The organism is Iamia sp., assembly GCF_035575815.1.
In the GTDB taxonomy this organism is placed as follows: Bacteria; Actinomycetota; Acidimicrobiia; order Acidimicrobiales; family Iamiaceae; genus Iamia.
Window position 1 is genome coordinate 1 of sequence record NZ_DATLXO010000116.1, and the last position, 9,464, is coordinate 9,464.

Annotated in this window: 7 protein-coding genes and 1 tRNA gene; 7 read left to right on the forward strand and 1 reads right to left on the reverse strand. The window is 71.4% G+C overall.

Features of this window, described 5'->3' with window-relative positions; translation table 11 throughout:
• From VNL12_RS12075 to VNL12_RS12100, 6 genes are all read left to right on the forward strand, one after another.
• Nucleotides 1-235, forward strand: a 235-nt coding sequence (locus VNL12_RS12075) for a hypothetical protein (RefSeq protein ID WP_325594870.1), incomplete at its 5' end; no start/stop codon positions are given.
• Nucleotides 236-530: 295 nt separating this feature from the next.
• Nucleotides 531-605, forward strand: a tRNA-Pro gene (locus tag VNL12_RS12080).
• A 184-nt stretch (nucleotides 606-789) separates the two neighbouring features.
• Nucleotides 790-2,373: an ABC transporter substrate-binding protein gene (locus VNL12_RS12085; protein WP_325594872.1), complete on the forward strand. Its 1,584-nt coding sequence runs from the start codon at nucleotides 790-792 to the stop codon at nucleotides 2,371-2,373.
• Nucleotides 2,366-6,124: an ATP-binding cassette domain-containing protein gene (locus VNL12_RS12090; RefSeq protein ID WP_325594874.1), complete on the forward strand. Its 3,759-nt coding sequence runs from the start codon at nucleotides 2,366-2,368 to the stop codon at nucleotides 6,122-6,124. The genes VNL12_RS12085 and VNL12_RS12090 overlap by 8 nt, the downstream gene beginning before the upstream one ends.
• Nucleotides 6,125-6,523: 399 nt before the next feature.
• Entirely contained in the window at nucleotides 6,524-7,087 is a 564-nt protein-coding gene (locus VNL12_RS12095) for a Chromate resistance protein ChrB (RefSeq protein WP_325594876.1), read from the forward strand.
• Complete coding sequence (locus VNL12_RS12100; protein WP_325594878.1) at nucleotides 7,087-8,046, forward strand: hypothetical protein; 960 nt, start codon at nucleotides 7,087-7,089, stop codon at nucleotides 8,044-8,046. The genes VNL12_RS12095 and VNL12_RS12100 overlap by 1 nt, the downstream gene beginning before the upstream one ends.
• A gap of 237 nt (nucleotides 8,047-8,283) precedes the next feature.
• Here VNL12_RS12100 and VNL12_RS12105 read toward each other — a convergent pair whose 3' ends face one another.
• The gene (locus VNL12_RS12105; protein WP_325594880.1) at nucleotides 8,284-8,919 is read right to left on the reverse strand and encodes a hypothetical protein; all 636 of its coding nucleotides are present in this window, start codon (nucleotides 8,917-8,919) and stop codon (nucleotides 8,284-8,286) included.
• 262 nt (nucleotides 8,920-9,181) lie between these two features.
• On the opposite strand from VNL12_RS12105, the gene VNL12_RS12110 reads away from it, so the two are divergent.
• Nucleotides 9,182-9,464, forward strand: a 283-nt coding sequence (locus VNL12_RS12110; protein WP_325594882.1) for a hypothetical protein, incomplete at its 3' end; no start/stop codon positions are given.

Genomic DNA, 9,464 nt, shown 5'->3' on the forward strand with positions numbered 1-9,464 from the left:
CGGTCGCTTCGAGTTCGGCGCCGACGTGGTGCTTGACGCGACCTCCGAGAGCGGAGCGGTGGGCAGCACCGACAACGGGGACAACCTGGTGCAGCGGGGCCTCTTCGACGATCTCAGCCAGTACAAGCTCCAGCTCGACGCCCGGCGGCCCAGCTGCGGGGTGAAGGGCTCCGTCGGCGCGGTGTTCGTGACCGCCTCGATGAGCGTGCCAGGGCCACCAGCCCGGCGGCGATGAGGCCCCGCCACCGGGTGACCTCGACCCGCGCGCCGGCGAAGCCCAGTAGGGCGGGCAGCAACGTCACCGACGCGACCATGGTGACGGCCACCACGCTGGCGGACCCGACGGCCAGGCCGGTGACGAACCCGTCCTGCGAGTGCGCCGGGGCCATGGGCCCATGACCGTTCTTGGTACGGACCTCGTCCGTCTCGGTCGCTTCACGTACCAAGAAACGGCGAGCGGCGCGGCGGTGACACCATGAGCGATCGGGTTCGATGGCGCCGCCGGTCGGCGCGTAAGGTGGCCACTCCCACGGGCTGTGGCGCAGCTTGGTTAGCGCGCTTGACTGGGGGTCAAGAGGTCGGGAGTTCGAATCTCCCCAGCCCGACGCAAGAAACAGCAGGTCAGAGCCGGTGCCGCAGGCACCGGCTCTTCTGCTTTCAGGGGGTGTTTGCAGCCGGTATGAACTGGACCTTCGGGCCACGACGGCCGACGCGCTCCGGCGCCATGATGTGGCCACGGTCACGCACGCGCGCGATAGTCGTCCCCCACGACGGTTACTGGGAGTACGGATGGAACCTGGCGACGAGGCACCCGTTCATCGACGCTCACGCCGGCTGGAGGGCGCCGAGCGACGCCTGCTCAAGGGCTACGCCCCCCTGCTGGTGGTGAGCGTGGCGGTCGTGGCCCTGGTGGTCGTCTTCCCCAGTCGGATGCGGGATACAGCTGAGTCTCGCCCGGCCCGCGCCGGGACCCAGAGCCAGACCGCCTCCGGATGGAGCACCACGGTCGAACCGTGCCCCGGGGCGGGGTCCCAGGTCGAGGGCGACCCCTACTCCCCGCCGTGTTTCACCTTCACAGGCGACAACGGCGGCGCCACCAGCAAGGGAGTGACCGCGGAGGAGATCACGGTGTCGTACCGGGTGACGACTGACCCCAACGCCCTCTCGCTGCTGGCCACCCTCATGGGCATCGAGTTCAACGAGACGGGGGAGGACTTCTTGCGCACGATGGAGGGGCTGGTCGACTACTTCAACGCGAACTTCGAGCTCTACGGGCGCGAGATGAGGCTCGAGCCGTTCGAGGGCAAGGGCTCGCTGGTGGACGAGCTGGTCGGCGGTGGGCAGGAGAACGCCACCAACGACGGTCTCAAGGCCGGCGTCGAGCTCGAGGCCTTCGCCGACATCACCGCCCAGACCCAGCCCTACTCCGAGGGTCTGGTCAAGCAGCAGACCATCGCCTTCGGCGCCCCCTACATGTCCCGGGAGTGGTTCACCGACCGCCGCCCCTACGCCTGGAGCCTGGCCAGCGACTGCTCGGTGGTGGCCGAAGCCGCCAGCGCGTACGGGCTGCAGCGGCTCATCGGCCAGCCCGCCGTCTTCGCGGGCGGGGAGCTCGAGGGCGAGACCCGCAAGCTGGCGGTCATCTCTCCCAACAACCCCGAGTACCAGCAGTGCTCCGCGGCGGGGTTGCAGGTGATCGAAGACGCCGGGGAGGAGATCGACCTCGTCACCGACTACGTGCTCGACCTGGGCCGCATCCCGAACCAGGCCAAGAGCATCAGCGCCCAGCTCGTCAGCCAGGGCATCACCACCATCTCCTGCTTCTGCGACCCGTTCATGTTGTTGAACCTGACCCAGGAGATCGAGAGCCAGGGTCTCGAGCCCGAGTGGATCGTGACCGGCACCGGCTTCGTCGACCTCGACCTCATCGGCCAGGGCCTGGCCAACAAGAACGACCAGTGGACCCGCGCCTTCGGGGCCAGCCCCCTGGCCGACCAGGCCCCGGAGGGCGAGAGCGCCGGGTACGAGGCGTTCAAGTCGGTGCGGCCCGACGAAGAACCCTCGCAGGCCGTCGACGTCCTCTACTACCAGCTCTACCAACTCGCCCTGGGCATCCAGATGGCGGGCCCCGACCTCACGCCCCAGAACCTCGAGACCGGCCTGTTCAGCTACCCCGAGGCCACCGGCCCGGCGGGCACGTGGGACTACTTCGTCGAGTCCTACACCCCCATCGTCGACCTGCGGGAGGTGTGGTGGGACCCGGAGGTGACCTCCCCGTTCAACGGCGAGGCGGGCTCATACAACTCGAACGACGAGCGGTTCCGACCCGGTGACCTCCCCGAGGGCCAGCCCGAGGTGTTCCTCGATGAGTGAGCGCAACCTCTGCATCGCCGGCGGGGCGTTCGTCGCCTTCGTCATCGCCGGGCTCCTCGGGCTCTACGACGCCTCGCTGGGCGTGGTGCTCCAGGGCTCCGCCCTGGGCCTCGGCACCGGCCTCATGGCGGTCGGCCTGGTGCTGATCTACCGCACCACCCGCGTCATCAACTTCGCCTACGGCTCGATGGGCACGGTGGCCGGCGCGCTGGCCACGGGGCTGACCCTCGGCTCGCTCGAGCTCAGCTGGTTCCTCTCGGTCCCCATCGCCATCTCCGCCGGCACCGCCCTCGGCCTCCTCATCGAGGTGCTCGTCATCCGCCGCTTCGCCGGCTCCCCCCGCCTGGTGCTCACCGTGGCCACCATCGGCCTCGCCCAGGCTCTCGGCGGGCTGGCCCTGTTCCTACCCGACTGGCTGGGGACCGAGCCGCTGAACCCTGGCTTCACCACCCCGCTGTCTGACACCCGCTGGGCGGTCGGCCCGGTCACCCTCAACGGCAACCACTTCCTCCTCGCCGCGGTGGTGCCCGTCGCCCTCGTCGCTCTGGTGTGGTTCCTGTTCCGCACCGAGGCCGGCACCGCGGTGCGGGGCATGGCCGAGAACATCGACCGGGCCCGGCTGGTCGGCATCCCGGTCAACCAGCTCAACATGCTGCTGTGGGCGGTGGCCGGGGGCCTGGCCGCCGTCACCATCGTGTTGAAGGCCCCGACGCAGGGGCTGTCGGTCGACGCCGCCGCCGGGCCCACGTTGCTCCTCGCCCCGCTGGCGGCCGCCGTCATCGTCGGCATGCGGTCGATCACCGGTGCGTTCCTGGCCGGGGTGGCCATCGAGGTCCTCGACCAGCTGGTGCAGATCAACCTCGACTCCCGCACCTGGACCTTCGTGGTGCTGCTGGGGGTGATCGTGGTGGGGCTGCTCTTCCAGGAGAGGCGGACGGCCCGGGCCGAGGCGGCCGGCGGGGGGTCGTGGTCGGCGGTGGGCGTGACCCATCGGCTCCCCCGCCCGCTCGCCGGCCTGCCCGAGGTCCGGGGGGCCAGGATCCTCCTCGCCCTGGTCGTGGTGGCCGCCCTGGTCTGGATCCCCCTCGCCGGCAGCCCGTCGCAGGTCAACAACGCCACCATCGCCCTGATCTACGCCATGGCCGCCCTCTCCCTGGTGGTGCTCACCGGCTGGGGCGGGGTCGTCAGCCTGGGCCAGATCGCCCTCGTCGGCGTGGGCGGGGTCGTCACCGCCAACCTCATCTCGCACCACAACCTCGACCTCTTCGTCGCCATCGGCCTGTCGGCCCTGGCCGGCGGCGTGATCGCGGCGGCGATCGGCATCCCCGCCCTGCGCGTCTCGGGGCAGCTCCTGGCCGTGACGACGTTGGCCTTCGCGGTGGCGATGCAGGTCCACATCATCAACCCCGCCAACTACGAGGACCTGGTCCCCAGCGACTACGGCCGGCCGGAGCTGTTCGGTCGGGTCGACCTGGCCACCGAGCGCTGGCTCTACGGGCTCACCCTGGGCCTGGTGACGCTCGCCGCGTTCGTGGTGACCAACCTGCGTCGCACCCGCACCGGCCGGGCCATCGCCGCCACGCGGGACAACGGCCGGGCGGCGGCGGCCACCGGCATCGCCCCGGTACGGACCAAGATCACCGCCTTCGTCATCTCCGGCATGTTCGCCGGCGTCGCCGGTTCGCTCCACGCCGTGGCCCTCCGGGGCATCGGTGTCAACACCTACGAGGCGGCCGACAGCCTGCTGATCTTCTCCATGGCCGTCATCGGAGGGGTGTCCTCCCTCGGCGGCACCCTGGCCGGCGTCGCCCTCGTCCAGTGGCTCGGCTACACCTTCCCGCGGCTCCAGCTCCTCCTCACCGGTGTCGGCCTGCTCGCCATCCTCATGCTGCTGCCGGGTGGGCTGGGACAGGCCTTCGAGCGTCTTCGCGACCGCTTCGCACTGGCCGTCGCCAGGCGGCGGGGCGTGGCCCTGGTCGACGAGCTCGAGCTGGTCGAGGCGGCAGCGCAGGAGCAGCAAGGGGCGACAGGGGCGGTCTCGGCCTCGGCTGGCGATGGCGCCATCGACCGGACCGGGGCCGACGACGCGGCGCGCTCGTTCGGCCTCACCCACGGCGGCTCGGCCGCTCCCGGCGACGGCGCCCTCCTCACCGTCGACGGGGTGGAGTCGGGCTACGGCTCGCTCCGAGTCCTCTTCGGCGTCGACGCCCGAGTCGACGACGGCGACGTGCTGGCCCTGCTGGGCACCAACGGCGCCGGCAAGTCCACCTTCTTCAAGGCGGCAGTGGGCCTCCTGCCCATCGGGAGGGGGACGGTCACCTTCGACGGCCACGACATCACCAACCTGGCCACCGAGAAGGTCGCCCGCCTGGGCCTGTCGATGATGCCGGGCGGCAAGGGCGTGTTCCCGACCCTGACCGTGGCCGAGAACCTGCGCCTGGCGACATGGATGATCCACCGCGACCGGTCGCGGACCCGCTCCCGCATCGACGACATGCTAGGCATGTTCCCGATCCTTCGCGACCGGTGGGACCAGCAGGCCGGCGACCTGTCGGGCGGCGAGCAGCAGCAGCTCTCGATCGCCATGGCGTTCGTGACCGAGCCGAAGCTGGTGCTCATCGACGAGCTGTCCCTCGGGCTGGCCCCCACCGTGGTGGGCATGCTCGTCGACAAGGTGAAGGAGCTCCACGCCCGGGGCACCACCATCGTGGTCGTCGAGCAGTCGATCAACGTCGCGCTCCTCATGTGCGAGCGGGCGGTGTTCCTCGAGAAGGGCCAGGTGCGCTTCCGCGGTCCCACTGCGGGGCTGCTCGACCGGCCCGACATCCTCCGGGCCGTCTTCGTCGGAGGCGGCGACGAGGTCCCGACCGGCGACCAGCAGGTGACGCCGCCGGAGGACCGCCCGACCCGGGGCGTCGCCCTTGAGTGTCGCGGGTTGACCAAGCGCTTCGGCGGCATCACCGCCGTCGACGCCGTCGATCTCACCGTGCCCCCCGGCCGCATCGTCGGCCTCATCGGCCACAACGGTGCCGGGAAGACGACCCTGTTCGACATCGTCGGAGGCTTCCTGCCCGTCGACGGAGGACGGGTGCTGCTCGGGGGCGCCGACATCTCCGACACCTCGCCCCACCGGCGGGCCATCCTCGACCTCGGTCGGTCGTTCCAAGAGGCGCGGCTCTACCCGTCGCTCACCGTCGTCGAGTGCATCGAGGTGGCGCTCGAACGCCACCTCGCCAACCGCGACCCGGTGGCGGCCGCTCTGCGGCTGCCGGCCTCGGTCGCCTCCGAGCGCTCGGCCGCGGCGCGGGCCGAGGAGCTGCTCGCCCTCCTCGGCCTCGACGCCTACCGGGACCGTCCCGCCGGCGAGCTCTCCACCGGCACGCGCCGCATCGTGGAACTGGCCTGCCTGCTGGCCCAGGACCCCGCCGTGATCCTGCTCGACGAGCCCACCTCCGGGGTGGCCCAGGCCGAGACCGAGGCCCTGGTCCCCCTCATGAAGCGCATCCAGGCCGACACCGGCTGCTCGCTGGTGATCATCGAGCACGACATGACCCTCCTCGCCGCCCTGTGCGACGAGTTCGTCGCCCTCGAGCAAGGTCGGGTCATCGCTCGGGGCACCCCGTCCGAGGTGCTGGACGACCCCGCCGTCGTCGCTTCCTACCTCGGGACCGACGAGGATGTCATCGCCCGCTCCGGCGACCGCAGCACCACTCGCGGCGCGGCCGCCACGCCCACCGTGGCCACCGAGTAGGCCTCCGCCCCGGGCGAGGTCATCAGCGAGGAGGGGCAGGAAGCCGCCGGTGGCGACCGGTCCCCACCGCAGGCCCGATGCGCAAGCTATGGGCCGGTGGGTCTTGAATCATCGCCGGGACAGACGCCAGAGGAAGACTCCGGCGGCGACGAGCGCAGCGACGACCGCGCGGAGACAGGGCCCACAACGTTGCCGGCGTGGTCCCAGTTGTCGCCGAGAAGGTACCCGACCGCGAGCAGGATCGCGTTCTACTCGGCCGGCCGGCGGCGGTCAGCAGGCTGAGCCGGGCGACGGGCATCCGCGCCATTCCCGGAGGCGGGGGCGGTCCTGTGGATCGGAGCGTGTCGGTGGCCCAGGAACCAATGGAGGCGGCCACGGCGCCGAGCCTACGATGTAACCGTGGTTACGAACAGGCCGGCGGAAGGGAGCGGGTTCGTGCTCCTGGTCTACAAGGCCGTGCGCGAGCCGTCACGGCATCGGGTGTCGGTGTGGCGGCGGTTGAAGGCGGTCGGGGCGTTGTACCTCCAGGACTCCGTTTGCGCCCTGCCCGACGACGACGAGCACCGCCGGTTCCTCGCCGACCTTGGCCACGACCTCCAGCAGAACGGCGGCGACGCGCTGGTGCTCGTCGCCCGAGGCCTCGACCAGACGACCGAACGAGCGGTGGTGTCTCGGTTCAACGCCGAGCGCGACGGCGACTACGCCGAGATCATCGACCAGTGTGCGGCCCTCCTGGCCGAGATCGAACGGGAACAGGCCAAGAGGAACTTCAGCTTCGCCGCCCTGGAGGACACCGAAGGCAACCTCGAGCGGCTCCGGCGCGGGAGCGACACCGTGACCGCCCGGGACTTCTTCGGCGCCGCCGGTCGCAAGGACGCCGACGCGCTGCTGGCCCGCTGCGGCGACACCTTCGACACCTTCGCCGCCGCGGTGGTCGACCACAGCGAGATCAAGCCCTCCTGATGGCCACCTCGGTTGCGTTCGTCGTGGGCGGCCTGGTGCTTGTCATCTTCTTCACCGAGCAGCTCATCAAGGGCACCGTCGGCGCCGCCCGCGGCCTCGGACTGTCGGCGTTCCTGGTCAGCACGGTGTTCCTGGGCTTCGACCCCGAGAACCTCGCGGTGGGCGCAGTCGGCTCCTTCGAGCGCGCCGGCGGGATCGCCCTTGGCACCATCCTCGGCTCGGCCATGGTCGCCGTCACCCTGGCGCTGGGCGTGACCGCCGCCATCGCCCCCATCCGTCTCACGGCGGCACCCCGGTCGGTACTCGTCGTCCCTGTCGCCGCCGTCGCCCTCCTCACCCTCGTGAGCGTCGATGGCCACCTGTCCCGCCTCGACGGCGTGATCCTGGTGGCCGGCTATGCCCTCGCCGTCGTCCGGCTCATCACCCTCAGCCGACGCGGGCTCGACATCGAGGCGTCCGGCGAGGTCGCCAAGGGGTTGCACCAGGCAGAACAGCTCGGCAAACTGCGAGCCGTTGGAATGGTGGTCGCCTCACTGGTGATGATCGTGGTCGCCAGCGAGCTCCTCGTCGAAGGCGCCACCGACCTCATCGACCGCTACGACCTCTCCCAGACGTTCGTCGGCATGACCGTCCTCGCCCTCGCGATCAGCATCGAGGAGCTCGTCCGAGAAGTGCGACCCGCGATGCAGGGCCGGCCCGAGATCAGCATTGGCAACGTCGTCGGCTCCATCCTGGCCTTCTTCCTCCTCAACGCCGGGATCATCAGCCTCGTCCATCCCATCGACGTCGATGAGCCGACCCGCAGGTTCTTCCTCCCCGTCGCGGCCGGCGCCGTGCTCGTCGTGTCCTGTTTGCTGCTCACCCGGCACATCCCACGATGGGCCGGGCTCCTGCTCATGGGCGCCTACATGGGTTTCGTGGCCGGCGGATACGCCCTCTACGGCGCCAGGCCGACGTAAGGGCCGGCTCGTCTGTTCTGGGTCCGGGGTGACCAACGAGGTGACCTGTCGGGCCGAGCCGCCGCTGCACCTCCCGCCGGCCGACGACGGCGATGCCTGGCCGCCGGCCTGAGCGGGACCGACCTGGTCGCTCCGCCGTCCCGGCCCCACCCTCACCGTCACGAAACGGCGGACCTGGCCAACCGCGCCGTTGGCCAGGTCCGCCGTTTCGCAAGGGCATGAGCAGCCCGGGCGGGATCAGGCGGCGTCGACGCTGATCGTCGTCTGCTCCACGGAGGCCCGGGTGTCGGCGGCGTTGCCCTCGCCGTCGGCGCTTGACAGGGCAACGGCCGTGGCCGACACCGAGATGCGGTCGGCGCCCTCGGGCACCTCGACGACGAACGTGCGCTCCACGGTGCCCGGCTCGTCGGGAAGCTCGTCGAAGGCGATCGCCGGCTCGGTGTCACCGGGGAAGGCTGCGGAGGTCTGCACGTAGGCTGCGGCGGTGGCCCGTCCCGCCTCGATCTCCTCCTGCTCGGCGCTGTCGAAGGTGATGGTCACCTCGTAGGTGCCGGGTTCGACGGTGAAGCTCCGGTCGACGCCCGCGTTGGCCGCCGCCGTGCTCGGGCCCTGCCCGGGGATGAGGTTGGGCGGGAGGAAGCCGCGCAGGACGACCGGCAGGATGCTGTCGCCCCCGACGGCCTCCGCCCGGGCCTCGAGCGCCCCGGTGGCGCCGTCGGCCGTGGCCTCGGACACCTCGGTTCCGGCGCCGTCGATGTTGGGCCCCTCGCTGGTGCGGGGGGTGCCGCCGGTGGCGGTCTCGGCGCCGGCCACGTTGGCCGCTCCGAACAACAGGGCCGCGGCGACGCTCACGACTGCGATGGTGCGCTTCATGTCGGTTCTCCTCGTGACGGGGATGGGTGACGCCGTGTACCTTCGGTGGCGACATGGACACGGTGAGCGAGGTCACCAGCGCGACCAGCAGCCGGCGGGCGGTGCCGCCCCGTCGTCGGGGGGTCGGTCTGGTCGGTGGCGTCGCGGCGGTGGGCGCCCTGGCGGCGGTGGCCCTCGGTGCCTGCGAGCCCGAGCCCGAACCGCCGCCCCCGACGACGACCACCACGAGACCCGCCCGCCAACGGCCGGCACGGACCCGGTCTTGCTCCTGTTCGACGAGGCCCCGCCGGCGGGCGGCACCTACACGTCGTTCACCAACCGGGGGAGCGGCGCGGTCGTCGTTTCAGTGGCCTCCCGTCATGGCGGGACCCTGGGCGAGGGCTCAGGCCGGGACGGCGCGGGCGGCAACCGGGCGGTCCGGTTCCCGGCCCACTCCGCGGCCACCGACGCCCCCCGGGCCGTGATCCGCGTCGTGCCCGAAGGGCCCGACGCCCTCGATCCTGGCACCGGTCGCTTCGAGTTCGGCGCCGACGTGGTGCTTGACG